We start from the raw sequence: 15,996 nt of genomic DNA on the forward strand, positions 1-15,996 counted from the left end.
GCCGATGTTAGATGTAGAAGCGATTCGCAAGGATTTTCCAATTTTAGACCAGATTGTTAACGATGAACCTCTGGTTTATCTGGATAATGCCGCGACGACACAAAAACCACTAGCAGTTCTGGAAACGATTAACCGCTATTATGAGCAGGACAATGCCAATGTTCATCGTGGGGTTCATACCTTGGCGGAGCGGGCGACTGCTTCCTATGAAGCTGCTCGTGAAACCATTCGTAAGTTTATCAATGCAGGGTCTACAAAGGAAGTTCTCTTTACTAGAGGAACGACGACCAGTCTTAACTGGGTAGCGCGCTTTGCAGAGGAAGTCTTGACTGAGGGAGACCAGGTCTTGATTTCTATCATGGAACACCATTCCAACATCATTCCTTGGCAGGAGGCCTGTCGCAAGACGGGAGCGGAGCTTGTTTATGTCTATCTCAAGGATGGAGCCTTGAATATGGATGACTTGCGGGATAAATTGACTGACAAAGTTAAGTTTGTCTCCCTTGCTCACGCCTCAAATGTTCTTGGTGTGGTCAATCCAATCAAAGAAATTACTCAATTGGCCCACCAAGTGGGAGCTATCATGGTGGTGGATGGTGCTCAATCTACGCCTCATATGAAGATAGATGTTCAGGACTTGGATGTGGACTTCTTTGCCTTTTCAGGTCACAAGATGGCTGGTCCGACTGGTATCGGTGTTCTGTACGGAAAAGAGAAGTATTTAGAACAAATGTCACCAGTTGAGTTTGGTGGAGAGATGATTGATTTCGTCTATGAGCAATCTGCTAGTTGGAAGGAATTGCCTTGGAAATTTGAGGCTGGAACTCCTAATATGGCAGGTGCAATTGGACTTGCTGCGGCAGTGGATTATCTGGAAAAGATTGGTATGGATGCCATTGAAGCTCATGAACAGGAATTAATCGCATACGTCTATCCAAAACTGCAGGCGATTGAAGGATTGACCATTTATGGTTCACAGGATTTGGCTCAACGTTCAGGTGTCATTGCCTTTAACCTAGGCGACCTTCATCCTCACGACCTTGCGACTGCTTTGGATTATGAAGGAGTGGCTGTTCGAGCGGGTCACCACTGTGCCCAACCCTTGCTCCAGTATTTGGATGTTCCAGCAACAGCTCGTGCAAGTTTTTATATCTACAATACCAAGGCAGATTGCGACAAGCTAGTCGATGCCTTACAAAAGACAAAGGAGTTTTTCAATGGCACTTTCTAAACTAGATAGCCTTTATATGGCAGTTGTAGCGGACCATTCGAAAAATCCACATCACCAAGGGAAGTTAGAAGATGCTGAGCAAATCAGTCTCAACAATCCTACCTGTGGGGATGTTATCAATCTCTCCGTCAAGTTTGATGCAGATGACCGCTTGGAGGATATCGCTTTTCTAAACTCAGGTTGTACTATCTCAACTGCCTCTGCAAGCATGATGACGGACGCAGTTTTAGGAAAAACCAAACAAGAAATCTTAGAACTTGCGACTATTTTTTCTGAAATGGTTCAAGGGCAAAAAGATGACAGACAAGATAGTCTTGGCGATGCAGCTTTCTTGTCAGGTGTTGCCAAATTCCCTCAACGAATCAAGTGTGCAACCCTAGCTTGGAACGCCCTCAAGAAAACAATTGAAAATCAAGAAAACAAGTAAGGCAAGTTTCTTTTGTCTTATGAATCAGTAGAAATGAAGAATGAAAGAAAGGATATTATGGCTGAAGAAAGAGTAGAACCAAAACCAATTGACCTTGGTGAATATAAATTTGGTTTCCATGATGATGTAGAGCCTGTCCTATCGACAGGAAAAGGATTGAACGAAGATGTCATTCGTGAACTATCAGCTGCTAAGGGAGAACCTGAGTGGATGTTAGAATTCCGTTTGAAGTCTTATGAAACCTTCAAAAAAATGCCTATGCAAACTTGGGGAGCAGACTTGTCAGAGATTGATTTTGATGACCTGATCTACTACCAAAAACCATCTGATAAACCAGCCCGTTCTTGGGATGAGGTTCCTGAAAAAATTAAAGAAACCTTTGAACGTATCGGGATTCCGGAAGCTGAGCGTGCTTATTTAGCAGGTGCCTCTGCCCAGTACGAGTCAGAAGTGGTTTACCACAACATGAAGGAAGAGTTCCAGAAATTGGGGATTATCTTTACAGATACGGATTCTGCCCTCAAGGAATACCCAGACTTGTTTAAACAATACTTTGCTAAGTTGGTACCGCCGACTGATAACAAATTGGCTGCCCTTAACTCAGCAGTATGGTCTGGTGGAACCTTTATCTACGTACCAAAAGGTGTCAAGGTAGATATTCCACTTCAAACTTACTTCCGTATCAACAACGAAAATACTGGTCAGTTTGAACGTACCTTGATTATCGTTGACGAAGGAGCAAGTGTCCATTATGTAGAAGGATGTACAGCGCCAACTTATTCAAGTAACAGCTTGCATGCTGCCATTGTAGAAATCTTTGCCTTGGATGGAGCTTATATGCGTTATACGACTATCCAAAACTGGTCTGATAACGTCTATAACTTGGTAACCAAACGTGCTAAAGCTCAAAAGGATGCCACTGTTGAGTGGATTGATGGTAACTTGGGTGCTAAAACAACCATGAAATACCCATCTGTTTACCTAGATGGAGAAGGGGCGCGTGGTACCATGCTCTCTATTGCCTTTGCTAATGCAGGGCAACACCAGGACACTGGTGCCAAGATGATCCACAATGCTCCACATACCAGCTCGTCTATTGTGTCTAAATCCATCGCTAAAGGCGGAGGAAAGGTTGACTACCGTGGACAGGTAACCTTTAATAAGAACTCTAAGAAATCTGTCTCTCACATCGAATGTGATACCATTATCATGGATGACTTGTCAGCATCAGATACCATTCCATTTAATGAAATTCACAACTCACAAGTCGCTTTGGAACACGAAGCTAAGGTATCTAAGATTTCAGAAGAGCAACTCTATTACCTCATGAGCCGTGGATTGTCAGAATCTGAGGCAACTGAGATGATTGTTATGGGATTTGTAGAGCCATTTACAAAGGAGCTTCCAATGGAATATGCTGTTGAGCTGAACCGTTTGATTAGCTATGAAATGGAAGGATCAGTTGGGTAAAACTTGATTTTAGATTTACCCAAGGTCAAGAACTTTGAAGATGAACTTGTAACAAAAAGAGACTGAGAAAAAATATTTTAAGAACAGAAAACGCATGATATCAGGAGCCAAAAAACTTGATATTATGCGTTTTATTGTGGGAAGATTTATTGTATTCTCTCATGAAATAGAGTTTTTTCCTAAGCGCTTTTGATTTTTGATATATTTTTTTGAGGACGCAGTAAGACAATATATAAAATAGTCAGTTTAAGCCATGATATAGTTGCTTAGTTTAAAATAAGCATCTTATAATAAAGCTATGGCATATAGTAGAGATTTTAAACAAGGAGCATTAGATTACATCAAAGAAGGACACAGCCATGTCGAGGCAACTAAAGTTTTTGATGTAGGCGTCAGAACTCTCTTCACGTGGGAAAAGAAAGACGTGAACAAGGATACTTAGAGAGGAAAAAGCGAGTCGTCAAAAAGCGAAAGATTCCTTTAGAGGAATTGAAAGCTTTTGTAGAGGCTCATCCAGACGCTTTTTTACGGGAAATTGCGGCACATTTTGGTTGTGCTGTTACTTCAGTATGGGTAGCTTTAAAGTAGATTAAGGTCACTAGAAAGTCGCTGAGTTTCTTGATATTTTGGATAACCTAAAAGATTTACCAGTCGTATATATTGACGAAACAGGGATCGACCGCTACCTCTATCGTCCTTATGCACGGGCTCCTAGAGGGGAGAAAGTCTATGAAAAGATTAGCGGACGGCGTTTTGAGCGGACTTCGATTGTTGCAGGACAAGTAGATGGAGAGTTTATAGCTCCCATGATTTACAAGGAAAGTATGACGATCGATTTCTTTGTGGAGTGGTTCAAAATGCGACTCCTGTCTGCTTTGAAGACACCTCATGTCATTGTCATGGACAACGCTAGTTTTCATCCCAAGAACATTTTGGATGAAAACTGCATTCAAGATAAACACTTTTTCTTACCTCTACAGCCTTATTCTCCAGATTTGAATCCTATTGAGCAAGTTTGGGCTATCTTGAAAAAGAAAGTGACGGATTTATTAAGGGAAGTTCCAAATGTTTTTGAATGTTTGGAACGCTTTTTTAAAACTAAATGACTATAATTATAAAATGCTTATTGATTTTGATTTAAAATGAGTCAAAAAGCCGTTGCACAACGGTTTTTTGTTATAATTAAATGAAGAATGTAGAATAAAAGGAGAAAACCATGACATTTGAAGAAATTCTGCCGGGGTTAAAGGCTAAGAAAAAATATGTACGAACTGGTTGGGGAGGTGCTGAAAACTATGTCCAACTTTTTGACACTATCGAGCAAAATGGGGTTGCACTTGAAGTGACACCTTATTTCCTAATCAACGTTTCTGGGGAGGGAGAAGGTTTTTCCATGTGGAGTCCGACACCTTGTGATGTTTTGGCGACGGATTGGGTAGAAGTGCATGACTAGACGTGTATTGATTACGGGAGTAAGTTCAGGGATTGGCCTAGCTCAAGCTCGCCTCTTTTTAGAGAATGACTTTCAAGTTTATGGAGTTGACCAAGGTGAAAATCCACTCTTAGAGGGTGATTTTCACTTTTTACAGAGAGATTTGACCTTGGACTTGGAGCCTATTTTTGACTGGTGTCCTCAGGTGGATGTTTTGTGCAATACTGCTGGAGTGTTGGATGATTATAAACCACTTTTGGAACAAACAGCGCAGGAAATTCAAGAAATTTTTGAAATTAACTATCTGACTCCTGTTGAGTTGACTCGGTATTATTTGACACAAATGCTGGAGAATAAAAAAGGAATCATTATCAATATGTGCTCCATTGCTTCTAGCCTAGCAGGTGGCGGTGGACACGCCTATACTTCTTCGAAGCACGCCTTGGCTGGATTTACCAAGCAGTTGGCTCTAGATTATGCTGAAGCTGGGATTCAGGTATTTGGTATCGCTCCAGGAGCAGTCAAGACAGCTATGACTGCTGCAGATTTTGAGCCAGGTGGACTGGCTGACTGGGTTGCTAGTGAAACACCAATCAAGCGTTGGATCGAGCCAGAGGAAATAGCAGAGATTAGCCTTTTCTTAGCAAGTGGAAAAGCAAGCGCCATGCAAGGACAAATCTTGACAATAGATGGTGGCTGGTCTTTGAAGTAGGAGGATCTGATGGAAATCAAAAGACACTTTGGAGTCTACGCTGTCTGCTTTGAAAATGGGAAGTTACTCTGTATTGAAAAAACGATAGGCACTTATCAACATAGGTATGATCTACCTGGAGGCAGTCAGCAACTTGGTGAAGGACTGACGGAAACGCTGACTAGAGAAGTTATGGAAGAGACGGGATTTACTGTTAGAAGCTACTCTAATCCTCGAATCTACGATGTTTTCGTCAGGGAAGAGTTAAAAAATTTTATGGTTCACCATGTCATGGCCTTGTATGATATTGAGGTAAACGAGGAGGAAGCTCAAGTTACGATTTCGGAAGCTGTGTCTGATGGTGCGAATGATTCACTCGGATATATTTGGATGGATATTCAAGAGATCACAGAAGAAAATGCATCGCCATTAGTCTTGAAGGTTAAGTCTGAATTATTAGGATTTCCAGAACTGGACAAGACTTCTTACATGAATTGGAAGGTGAATGATGAGGAAGCAACTTGCTCTTAGTGGAGAAAAACTTGATGAAAAAGTTTACCCACAACTATTTCATCATGTTGGCATGATTCGTGGGGAATATTTGTTGAGAGAGCTTAATCAAAACATCATATTAGCAAGTTGTCAGCAATTTGTAAAAGATTATCTAGAGACTATCTGCTCCCTGTACTCAGATGAAGAAGTTTGGTATCGTTTTTCTGAATTAACGAATACAGAAGCTAATTGTCTAAAGGGGACTAAAGAGTATTTTGATGAAAATCATCCCTTGTTTGGATATAGAGGAACTAGGCGTTTACTGGCGTGTCTGGATGAATTTCAGGTTGAAGCACATGTCGTTACAGAAGTTTATCAAACCAATCCCAATCTATCTGTTATCTTTCCTTTTGTCAATGATGCTGAGCAGTTAAAGCAAGCTATTACAGTATTGCGTCAGCAGGGTTTTACTGGGAAAGTCGGCACGATGATTGAATTACCGTCAGCATATTTTGACTTAGACAGCATACTGGAAGCTGGTATTTCAAAGATTGTAGTTGGAATGAATGATTTGACTTCTTTTGTTTTTGCGACTGTGAGAAACAGTCAATGGCATGATATGGAAAGTCCAATTATGTTAGATATGTTAATACAGATGCAGGATAAAGCAAGGATTAAAAATATTGACTTTGCTGTAGCAGGCTATCTGAATGATTCTTTCATACAAAAAATGAATCAGATGGATATCAAATGTATTATCCATTATAGTTCTATTCCAGAGATTTTTAATTTAGAGATTGACCATCCAGACCATCTCAAACATATAAAAGAAGAAAGTAAAAAATTACAAAGGAGCACCCATGACACCGCAAGAAATGTGGAATGCATACAAGAAAATTAACCCCTCTATAGGAGATGAAATCGATGCCTGGGCTTTTGGAGTAGATGCCGATTTCTTGGCAGATTTGGTTTTAAGCGGCGAAAAGACTGCAACAGCATCAGCCTACGACCTCTATGCACTAGAAGCTGAGTCTCTTCCGCAAGAAGGCACCTTTGACATCATTTTAGATAGTCAAAATCAGGCTGTCTGTATTGTCGAAATTACAAAGGTTTCTGTCCAGCCCTTCAATCAAGTTTCTGCTCAACATGCCTTTAAGGAAGGTGAGGGAGACAAATCACTTACCTATTGGCGTCAGGTTCATGAGGATTTTTTCACAGACTGTTTGGGTGAAGCAGGACTGACTTTTACACCTGAAAGCAAGGTTGTTTTAGAAGAATTTCGCAAGGTCTACCCCCTGTAGACTGCTAGAAGGAAGAAAGTTTTGGAAATCGCTGTCCAATCCTTTTTTCTTAGGCAAAACATGATATAATAAGTTTGTTTGAAGAAGAGCTCCAGCTCTTAAACTTAGATAGGAGAAAACTATGCAAGCAGTTGAACATTTTATTAAGCAATTTGTTCCTGAACATTATGATTTATTTTTAGACTTGAGTCGTGAGACCAAGACTTTTTCAGGAGAGGTGACTATTAGTGGTCAAGCACAGAGTGACCGCATTTCCCTTCATCAAAAAGACTTGGAAATCGCTTCTGTAGAAGTTGCAGGGGTAGCTTGTCCATTTACAGTTGACCATGAAAATGAAGCCCTTCATATTGAACTTGCGGAAGCAGGTCAAGTTGAAGTGGTTATCGCTTTCTCAGGAAAAATTACAGACAACATGACAGGGATTTACCCATCTTACTACACAGTTGATGGAGTGAAGAAGGAAGTCTTGTCTACTCAGTTCGAGAGTCATTTTGCGCGCGAAGCCTTCCCATGTGTGGATGAACCAGAAGCCAAAGCAACTTTTGACCTCTCTCTACGTTTTGACCAAGCAGAAGATGAATTGGCCTTGTCTAACATGCCAGAAATCGATGTTGAAAAACGTAAGGAAACAGGTATCTGGAAGTTTGAGACAACACCTCGCATGTCTTCTTACTTGTTAGCCTTTGTAGCAGGTGATTTGCAAGGTGTGACCGCTAAAACTAAAAATGGTACCCTCGTAGGTGTTTATTCAACCAAAGCCCACCCACTATCTAACCTTGATTTCTCACTGGATATCGCTGTTCGCTCTATCGAGTTTTACGAAGATTACTATGGAGTTAAGTACCCGATCCCTCAATCTCTCCACATCGCCCTTCCTGACTTCTCAGCTGGAGCTATGGAAAACTGGGGTCTTGTGACCTACCGTGAAGTTTACTTGGTTGTGGATGAGAACTCTACCTTTGCCAGCCGTCAACAAGTTGCTCTTGTTGTGGCACATGAATTGGCTCACCAATGGTTTGGTAACCTTGTTACTATGAAATGGTGGGATGACCTTTGGCTCAATGAAAGCTTTGCTAACATGATGGAGTACGTCTGTGTGGATGCTATTGAACAAAGCTGGAATATCTTTGAAGATTTCCAAACAGGTGGAGTACCTCACGCTCTTGAACGTGACGCAACTGATGGCGTGCAGTCTGTTCACGTCGAAGTCAAACACCCAGATGAAATCAATACGCTCTTTGACGGAGCTATCGTCTATGCCAAAGGAAGTCGCCTCATGCACATGCTTCGTCGTTGGCTAGGTGATGCCGATTTTGCCAAAGGTTTGCATGCCTACTTTGAAAAACATCAGTACAGAAATACAATTGGTCGTGACCTTTGGGATGCTCTTGGTCAAGCATCTGGCCGTGATGTTTCAGCCTTCATGGATTCTTGGTTGGAACAACCTGGTTATCCAGTTCTCACTGTCAAAGTTGAAAATGATGTTTTGAAGATTTCACAAAAACAATTCTTTATCGGTGAGCACGAAGACAAGAACCGTCTCTGGGTTGTGCCACTAAACAGCAACTGGAAAGGCTTGCCTGATACACTTGAAACTGAAAGCATCGAAATTCCAGGCTACGCAGCTCTTCTTGCTGAAAACAAAACAGCACTTCGTCTCAACACTGAAAATACAGCCCACTACATTACAGACTATCAAGGAGACTTGTTAGATGCTGTTCTTTCTGACCTAGTTGAGCTTGATAACACAAGCAAATTGCAAATCGTCCAAGAACGTCGTTTGCTTGCTGAGGCAGGACAAATTTCTTATGCAGACTTGCTTCCAGTTCTTGATAAACTTGCTAAGGAAGAATCTTACCTTGTCGTTTCAGCTGTTTCTGAAGTTATTTCTGCCCTTGAGCGCTTTATCGATGAAGGAACAGAAGCTGAAAGAGCCTTCAAAGCCTTGGTTGCTAAATTGGCTCGTCACAACTATGACCGTTTTGGTTTTGCAGCTAAAGACGGAGAATCAGATGAGGATGAATTGGTTCGTCAGTTGGCTGTTTCGATGATGATTCGCTCAAATGATGCAGAAGCTAGTCAAGTTGCTAGCCAAATCTTCGCAGTCCACAAGGAGAATCTTGCAGGACTTCCAGCAGCTATTCGCTCCCAAGTTCTGATCAATGAGATGAAACATCATGAGACCAAAGACTTGTTAGCACTTTATCTTGATACTTATACTCACGCAACAGATGCTGTCTTTAAACGTCAGTTGGCAGCAGCTCTTGCCTACAGTACAGATGCGGACAATATCCAAACCTTAATTGCTGCTTGGAAGGACAAATTTGTGGTGAAACCACAAGACTTGTCTGCTTGGTATTACCAATTCCTAGCTCACCAAGCAACTCAGGAAACAGCTTGGTCTTGGGCGCGTGAAAACTGGGCTTGGATTAAGTCAGCTCTTGGAGGAGATATGAGCTTTGATAGCTTTGTTATCCTTCCTGCACACGTATTTAAGACTCAGCAACGTTTGGCAGAATACAAGGAATTCTTTGAACCGCAACTTTCTGACCTTGCTCTTAGCCGTAACATCGGTATGGGAATCAAGGAAATTGCAGCGCGTGTTGACTTGATTAACCGTGAAAAAGCTGCAGTGGAAGCAGTCGTTCTTCAATACGGAAATGCATAAATAAGCCTAAAATAAAAAGAAAACTCAGCTATCTCATGTAATACTCTTCGAAAATCAAATTCAAACCACGTCAGCGTCGCCTTGCCGTACTCAAGTACAGCCTGCGGCTAGCTTCCTAGTTTGCTCTTTGATTTTCATTGAGTATAAAATGCAGAGAGTTGAGTTTTTTTTAAGGCAAATTTGGTATAATGGTTTTAATAAGGAGGAGTTTCTCATGATAAAAATCTTATTGGTTGAGGATGACCTAGGCCTGTCAAATTCAGTATTTGACTTTTTAGACGATTTTGCGGATGTCATGCAGGTATTTGATGGGGAAGAAGGTCTCTACGAAGCTGAAAGTGGCGTCTATGATTTGATTTTGCTCGATTTGATGTTGCCTGAAAAAAATGGCTTCCAAGTCTTGAAAGAATTGCGTGAAAAGGGGATTACGACTCCAGTTCTGATCATGACTGCCAAGGAAAGTTTGGATGACAAGGGACATGGATTTGAACTGGGAGCGGATGATTATCTGACCAAACCTTTCTACCTAGAAGAACTCAAAATGCGGATTCAAGCCCTTCTCAAACGTTCAGGTAAGTTTAATGAAAATACCTTGACTTATGGAAATGTTGTAGTTAATTTGTCAACCAATACCGTTAAGGTTGAAGATACTCCTGTCGAATTGCTGGGGAAAGAGTTTGATTTACTGGTTTATTTCCTTCAAAATCAAAATGTTATTTTGCCTAAGACTCAGATTTTTGATCGTCTATGGGGATTTGATAGTGATACAACGATTTCGGTTGTCGAAGTCTATGTTTCAAAAGTCCGTAAGAAATTAAAAGGAACCACTTTTGCAGAGAATTTGCAAACCTTGCGCAGTGTTGGGTATATTTTAAAAGATGTTCAGTAAACTAAAAAAAACATGGTATGCGGATGATTTTAGTTATTTTATTCGCAACTTTGGTGTCTTCACTCTGATTTTCTCCACCATGACTCTAATTATTTTGCAGGTCATGCACTCGAGTCTCTATACTTCGGTGGATGATAAGCTTCATGGACTGAGTGAAAATCCTCAGGCAGTTATTCAGCTTGCTGTAAATAGGGCAACAGAAGAGATTAAAGATTTAGAGAATGCCGCTACAGATACTAGTAAGACTGAGATAAAACCCAATGTCAGTTCCAACACAGAAGTCATTCTTTTTGATAAAAATTTTACCCAACTCCTTTCTGGAAATCGATTTTTGGGATTGGATAAGATTAAGTTAGAAAAGAAAGAATTAGGCCATATCTACCAGATTCAGGTTTTTAATAGCTATGGACAGGAAGAAATCTATCGCATGATTTTGATGGAAACCAATATCAGTTCGGTTTCAACCAATATCAAGTATGCAGCTATCTTGATTAATACCAGTCAGTTGGAGCAGGCTAGTCAAAAGCATGAGCAATTGATTGTGATTGTGATGGCAAGTTTCTGGATTTTGTCTTTACTTGCCAGTCTCTATCTAGCTAGGGTCAGTGTTAGGCCTCTGCTTGAGAGCATGCAGAAGCAACAGTCCTTTGTGGAAAATGCTAGTCATGAGTTACGAACTCCACTCGCAGTTTTGCAAAATCGCTTAGAGACCCTTTTTCGTAAGCCAGAAGCAACCATTATGGATGTAAGTGAAAGCATTGCATCTAGTTTGGAAGAAGTCCGAAATATGCGTTTTTTGACAACAAACTTGTTGAATTTAGCTCGTAGAGATGATGGGATTAAGCCGGAACTTGCAGAAGTTCCAACCAGTTTTTTCAATACGACTTTCACAAACTATGAGATGATTGCCTCGGAAAATGACCGTGTCTTCCGTTTTGAAAATCGGATCCATCGCACGATTGTCACAGATCAGCTTCTCTTGAAGCAGTTGATGACTATCCTATTTGATAATGCTGTCAAGTATACTGAAGAGGATGGTGAAATTGATTTTCTTATCTCGGCGACAGATCGCAATCTGTATTTACTTGTTTCTGATAATGGAGTCGGTATTTCGACAGAAGATAAGAAGAAAATTTTTGATCGTTTTTATCGAGTGGACAAGGCTAGAACCCGCCAAAAAGGTGGTTTTGGTTTAGGATTATCTCTGGCCAAGCAAATTGTAGATGCGCTTAAAGGAACCATTACTGTTAAAGATAATAAACCCAAGGGAACAATCTTTGAAGTGAAGATTGCCATCCACACACCATCTAAAAAGAAAAAATAAAAATATCGCTCCATATGGGGCGATATTTTTGATTACGTGACTTTCAGTCCGTTTCGCTAAGTCAGGTGTGAGACAGGCAAATCACCCGTTTTAGGGGGGCATGATTAAAATAACATAAAAATCTTGACAGATAAACTTAAAAAATGTAAACTATTTACTGGTTAATTAATTGGTTAAATAACCAATTTAGAAAACTATTTAATCAAGTAAAGGAAGTTAAGAAAAAGCTTCATCATTTATTGAAATGAGGGATTTATGAAATTCAGTAAAAAATATATAGCAGCTGGATCAGCTGTTATCGTATCCTTGAGTCTTTGTGCTTATGCACTGAGCCAGCATCGATCGCAGGAAAATAAGGACAATAATCGTGTCTCTTATGTGGATGGCAGTCAGTCAAGTCAGAAAACTGAAAACCTGACACCAGATCAGGTCAGTCAAAAAGAAGGAATTCAGGCTGAGCAAATTGTCATCAAAATTACAGATCAGGGCTATGTGACGTCACACGGTGATCACTATCATTACTACAATGGGAAAGTTCCTTATGATGCCCTCTTTAGTGAGGAACTCTTGATGAAGGATCCAAACTACCAACTTAAGGATGGAGATATTATCAATGAAGTCAAGGGTGGTTATATCATCAAGGTAGATGGAAAATATTATGTCTACCTTAAAGATGCAGCTCATGCTGATAATGTTCGAACCAAGGATGAAATCAATCGTCAAAAACAAGAACATGTCAAAGATAAGGAGAAGGTAAACTCAGATGTTGCTGTAGCAAGGTCTCAGGGACGCTATACGACAGATGATGGTTATGTCTTTAATCCAGCTGATATTATCGAAGATACTGGTGATGCTTATATTGTTCCTCACGGAGGTCACTACCACTATATTCCAAAAGGTGATTTGTCTGCTAGTGAGTTAGCAGCAGCTAAAGCTCATTTAGCTGGCAAAAATACGCAACCAAGTCAGCTAAGTTATTCTTCAACAGCTAGTGATAATACTAATCAAGCTATAGAGAAAGAATCAACTAGCAAGCCAGAAAGCAAAGTTGAAAATCTCCAAAGTCTATTGAAAGAACTCTACGATTCACCTAGCGACCAACGTTACAGTGAATCAGATGGTCTGGTCTTTGACCCTGCTAAGATTATCAGTCGTACACCAAATGGTGTTGCGATTCCGCATGGTGACCATTATCACTTTATTCCTTACAGCAAGCTCTCTCCTTTAGAAGAAAAGATTGCTAGAATGGTGCCTATCGGTGGAACTGGTTCTACGGTCTCTACAAATGAAAAACCTCATGAAGTAGCGTCTAGTCTAGGAAGTCTTCCAAGTAATCCATCTATATTGAATAATGCTTCTTCAACGTTAAATAAGGAAATTCCTTCAGCATCTGATGGTTATATTTTTAATCCAAAAGATATCGTTGAAGAAACGGCTACAGCTTATATCGTCAGACATGGTGATCATTTCCATTACATTCCTAAGGCGAATCAAATTGGGCAACCGACTCTTCCAAATAATGGGTTAACAACACCTTCGCCATCTCTTCCAGTCAATTCTGGTGTTTCACATGAGGAACATGAAGAAGGTGGACACGGCTTTGATGCCAATCGTATTATTGCTGAAGATGGAGCAGGATTTATCATGAGTCATGGTGATCATAATCATTACTTCTTCAAGAAGGACTTGTCAGCTGATCAAATCAAGGCAGCGCAAGACCACTTGAAAGGGGTAAATGCAGCAACACCAAATCCAGCTCATGATGACGATCACGATGAAGATCATCATGGACACCATCATGATGAAGACCATGATCACGGTTTTGATGCCAATCGTGTCATCAGTGAGGATGAACAAGGCTTTGTCATGAGTCACGGAGACCACAATCATTACTTCTTCAAGAAGGATTTGACAGCAGAGCAAATTAAGGCAGCGCAAGACCATCTGAAAACACATCATGATGCAGAGCCTGTAAAACCTCTTGCTAAAACGGTAGAGTCTTTCTCAAAAGATGCTAGCGATGAAGAAAAGATTGCTTATATCTCTAAAACTTATGGTGTTCCACTTGAAGCGATTAGAATTTCAAACGGATTCTTTGTCTTTGGAAATCCAGACCAAGCCTACGATCCAACTCATATCCACCCATATGCTGTTCGTAAGGAACATGTTCGTTTGCCACTACAAACTGGCAATCCAGAACTTGATTTCCTAAACGAACTCTATACCACTGCTTTGCGAGATGGTGTGTCTCCTTATAGTTTACAGGTAGAAAATGGTAGTTTTGTGATTCCTCATGGCGACCATAATCACTACATCAAGGTTCAAACGAAGGGCTATGAAGTAGCTTTGAAAAACAAGATTCCAGCCCTACAATCCAATTATCAACCTGGAGCTTTTGATGAGAAGGCAGTCTTGGAAAAAGTAGATCAACTTCTAGCTGATAGCAGAAGTATCTACAAAGACAAGCCTATCGAACAAAGACAGATTGAGTTAGCCTTAGGTCAGTTTACTGAAAACATGAAGAAACTGGCAACTAACTCTACAGCAGGTTATCTTGCAACACTGGATCTCTTTGATAAGCAATATATCCATATTGATGAAAGTGTCAAACCTGTTGAAACAAGCGCTCTAGATAAGAAATATCAGGCCTTGATTGATAAAATCAATACCTTGGATACAGACTCTTATGGACTTCCTAAGAAAGACCTTCTCGTTCGACTCCAAGAAGCTAAATTGGCTAAAGATGAGGCTGCTTTAGTAGCGGTTGAATCACAACTTCAAGCTCTTCAAGACTTTAATGATCGAACAGGTGTTACAACAGTTGAATACATCAAGTACTTCTACGAACACGTAAATGACGGTCGTTTGAGTGATGAACTTCGAAACAAAGTGGCTCAGTTGACTTGGACCTTGTATCAATCTCAATCCTTCCTTAAGGCAGCAGAATTGAACAAATTATTCCCAAGCATCTATCAGGCAAAACAAGAAGTGGAAGAAGCGTTGAAAGCTCAGCCAACTACTGCGAAATCAAGTCAGACAGTTCTAGATACTGAAAAAGTTGATAATCAAAGTGCCAAGACAGCCATTTATGGCTTCTTGAAAGAATTGTACGGAGACTTTATGCCTGAAGAGCATATGAATCATGTCAGCAAGGAACAAGTAGAAAGTCTTTTGAGCAAGGCAACTCAACTCTTAGAGCAAATCCAAGAAGAAGGAATCAGACAATCCTTGACAGAAGAAGTAGAAAATCTCAAAGCTGCTACAAACAAGGCTGATGCAGACTTGGATGAAGTAAACAGTCAGGTAAAAGATGTCTTGACTCGTATCGCTAGCGCTCTTCAACAAGAGAAGGAAAATGCTGAGCAAGATCCTCAGACACTTATACTCTATCAAAAGCTGTACGATATCCTCATGTCACTTCATGCTTACTTAGAAAATAATAAGGGTTCTGATGAGGACTTTGATAAGGTGGATACTCTACTAGATCAACTTTCTGCTAAGAGTAAAGATAAGGCTGCTTTACTTGAGTTGACAAAAGCTATTCTGATCTTGAATCAAGAAATCAAGTCAAAATCAAGCGCGAGTGAAGAAGCAAGTCCAGCAACAAATGCTGATAAGACAAGTGCTGAGAACCAACCAAACGCAGCTGCAGAATCTAACAGTGAAACTGCCAGTGACGAAAACAAACCGAGCAACGCAACAGATTCTAAAACTGCTGAATCAACTTCAGAAAAGGAAACAGCAGAATCTACAACAAGTACTGGAAATTAAGAAAAACCAGTAGAATAAAAAAGTTGGTAGATAAAAAGTTTGTGGTCGTAGATCTAGGAGATTTTCCCATTCAAGTCTGTTTCCTATTTCTCATTGTAATTATAAACCATGGCAACATAAGAAAACGAGCATTTCCAACTGAGGAGGTGCTCGTTTTTTGATAGTTAGAAGTAGTTTTTATCCGTCTATTTAGAGTTGATTACAAGAAATTATTGACTTGAATGTGGATATAAGATTTATTCACTGATTATAATGTTTAAATAGCGCTCCAAAGCAAAGAATTATCCTCATGAGTATGAA

At 40.3% G+C, this 15,996-nt stretch carries 12 protein-coding genes and 1 pseudogene; all 13 read left to right on the plus strand.

Going from position 1 to position 15,996, the window contains the following annotated elements:
* Positions 1-4: 4 nt before the first annotated feature.
* The 13 genes and pseudogenes from N8L90_RS01735 (at position 5) to N8L90_RS01795 (ending at position 15,696) form a co-directional block, all read left to right on the plus strand.
* Positions 5-1,231: a cysteine desulfurase gene (locus N8L90_RS01735; protein ID WP_261023917.1), complete on the plus strand. Its 1,227-nt coding sequence runs from the start codon at positions 5-7 to the stop codon at positions 1,229-1,231.
* Entirely contained in the window at positions 1,218-1,658 is a 441-nt protein-coding gene (gene sufU / locus N8L90_RS01740; RefSeq protein WP_004261446.1) for a Fe-S cluster assembly sulfur transfer protein SufU, read from the plus strand. Before N8L90_RS01735 ends, sufU begins: the two co-directional genes overlap by 14 nt.
* 57 nt (positions 1,659-1,715) lie before the next feature.
* Positions 1,716-3,128, plus strand: coding sequence for a Fe-S cluster assembly protein SufB (gene sufB / locus N8L90_RS01745; protein ID WP_000797054.1), 1,413 nt, complete (start codon positions 1,716-1,718; stop codon positions 3,126-3,128).
* 298 nt (positions 3,129-3,426) lie between these two features.
* Positions 3,427-4,234 (plus strand): annotated as a pseudogene (locus N8L90_RS01750) (IS630 family transposase).
* A gap of 110 nt (positions 4,235-4,344) precedes the next feature.
* Positions 4,345-4,581 (plus strand): DUF2829 domain-containing protein, encoded by a 237-nt coding sequence (locus tag N8L90_RS01755; RefSeq protein ID WP_000141913.1) that lies wholly within the window; start codon positions 4,345-4,347, stop codon positions 4,579-4,581.
* Positions 4,574-5,272, plus strand: a complete 699-nt coding sequence (locus tag N8L90_RS01760; RefSeq protein ID WP_261023918.1) for a 3-oxoacyl-ACP reductase — start codon at positions 4,574-4,576, stop codon at positions 5,270-5,272. The genes N8L90_RS01755 and N8L90_RS01760 overlap by 8 nt, the downstream gene beginning before the upstream one ends.
* A gap of 9 nt (positions 5,273-5,281) precedes the next feature.
* Complete coding sequence (locus N8L90_RS01765; protein ID WP_261023919.1) at positions 5,282-5,782, plus strand: NUDIX hydrolase; 501 nt, start codon at positions 5,282-5,284, stop codon at positions 5,780-5,782.
* Positions 5,760-6,644, plus strand: coding sequence for a putative PEP-binding protein (locus tag N8L90_RS01770; RefSeq protein WP_261023939.1), 885 nt, complete (start codon positions 5,760-5,762; stop codon positions 6,642-6,644). The genes N8L90_RS01765 and N8L90_RS01770 overlap by 23 nt, the downstream gene beginning before the upstream one ends.
* Positions 6,604-7,044, plus strand: coding sequence for an ASCH domain-containing protein (locus tag N8L90_RS01775; protein WP_101782032.1), 441 nt, complete (start codon positions 6,604-6,606; stop codon positions 7,042-7,044). Before N8L90_RS01770 ends, N8L90_RS01775 begins: the two co-directional genes overlap by 41 nt.
* A 121-nt stretch (positions 7,045-7,165) precedes the next feature.
* Complete coding sequence (locus tag N8L90_RS01780) at positions 7,166-9,712, plus strand: M1 family metallopeptidase (protein ID WP_261023920.1); 2,547 nt, start codon at positions 7,166-7,168, stop codon at positions 9,710-9,712.
* A gap of 214 nt (positions 9,713-9,926) precedes the next feature.
* Positions 9,927-10,601 (plus strand): two-component system response regulator CiaR, encoded by a 675-nt coding sequence (ciaR, locus tag N8L90_RS01785; protein ID WP_172930712.1) that lies wholly within the window; start codon positions 9,927-9,929, stop codon positions 10,599-10,601.
* Complete coding sequence (ciaH, locus tag N8L90_RS01790; RefSeq protein ID WP_261023921.1) at positions 10,591-11,925, plus strand: two-component system sensor histidine kinase CiaH; 1,335 nt, start codon at positions 10,591-10,593, stop codon at positions 11,923-11,925. Before ciaR ends, ciaH begins: the two co-directional genes overlap by 11 nt.
* A 255-nt stretch (positions 11,926-12,180) precedes the next feature.
* A complete protein-coding gene (locus tag N8L90_RS01795; RefSeq protein ID WP_261023922.1) occupies positions 12,181-15,696 on the plus strand; it encodes a pneumococcal-type histidine triad protein in 3,516 nt (1,171 codons plus the stop codon).
* Positions 15,697-15,996: the final 300 nt, after the last annotated feature.

The organism is Streptococcus mitis (genome assembly GCF_946190115.1).
GTDB classification, from domain to species: Bacteria; Bacillota; Bacilli; order Lactobacillales; family Streptococcaceae; genus Streptococcus; species Streptococcus mitis_CO.